Below are 1,255 nucleotides of genomic sequence, written 5' to 3'. Positions count from 1 at the left end.
TGCTGCGTAAGCCCACGCCGGTCGAAGATACCAGGCCGCTGCGACTGTTTATTAAAAACACAGCACTCTGCAAACACGAAAGTGGACGTATAGGGTGTGACGCCTGCCCGGTGCCGGAAGGTTAATTGATGGGGTTAGCTAACGCGAAGCTCTTGATCGAAGCCCCGGTAAACGGCGGCCGTAACTATAACGGTCCTAAGGTAGCGAAATTCCTTGTCGGGTAAGTTCCGACCTGCACGAATGGCGTAACGATGGCGGCGCTGTCTCCACCCGAGACTCAGTGAAATTGAAATCGCTGTGAAGATGCAGTGTATCCGCGGCTAGACGGAAAGACCCCGTGAACCTTTACTATAGCTTTGCACTGGACTTTGAATTTGCTTGTGTAGGATAGGTGGGAGGCTTTGAAGCGTGGACGCCAGTTCGCGTGGAGCCATCCTTGAAATACCACCCTGGCAACTTTGAGGTTCTAACTCAGGTCCGTTATCCGGATCGAGGACAGTGTATGGTGGGTAGTTTGACTGGGGCGGTCTCCTCCTAAAGAGTAACGGAGGAGTACGAAGGTGCGCTCAGACCGGTCGGAAATCGGTCGTAGAGTATAAAGGCAAAAGCGCGCTTGACTGCGAGACAGACACGTCGAGCAGGTACGAAAGTAGGTCTTAGTGATCCGGTGGTTCTGTATGGAAGGGCCATCGCTCAACGGATAAAAGGTACTCCGGGGATAACAGGCTGATACCGCCCAAGAGTTCATATCGACGGCGGTGTTTGGCACCTCGATGTCGGCTCATCACATCCTGGGGCTGAAGCCGGTCCCAAGGGTATGGCTGTTCGCCATTTAAAGTGGTACGCGAGCTGGGTTTAGAACGTCGTGAGACAGTTCGGTCCCTATCTGCCGTGGACGTTTGAGATTTGAGAGGGGCTGCTCCTAGTACGAGAGGACCGGAGTGGACGAACCTCTGGTGTTCCGGTTGTCACGCCAGTGGCATTGCCGGGTAGCTATGTTCGGAAAAGATAACCGCTGAAAGCATCTAAGCGGGAAACTTGCCTCAAGATGAGATCTCACTGGGACCTTGAGTCCCCTGAAGGGCCGTCGAAGACTACGACGTTGATAGGTTGGGTGTGTAAGCGCTGTGAGGCGTTGAGCTAACCAATACTAATTGCCCGTGAGGCTTGACCATATAACACCCAAGCAATTTGACTACTCGAAAGAGCATCAGATTGCGGTGTGTGAAGACGAAAGAACCGAAAGTTCGACGCT

Annotated in this window: 1 rRNA gene (cut by a window edge); it reads left to right on the top strand. The window is 53.1% G+C overall.

The features are described 5' to 3' along the window. A 23S ribosomal RNA gene (locus AC1RP7_RS27865) occupies positions 1 to 1,175 on the top strand (it extends 1,259 nt beyond the left edge of the window). Positions 1,176 to 1,255: the final 80 nt, after the last annotated feature.

This window comes from Pseudomonas sp. GW822-FHT01E03 (genome assembly GCF_058802985.1).
Note: the sequence above shows the minus strand (reverse complement) of the source record. Positions and strands in the feature narration are given on the sequence as shown.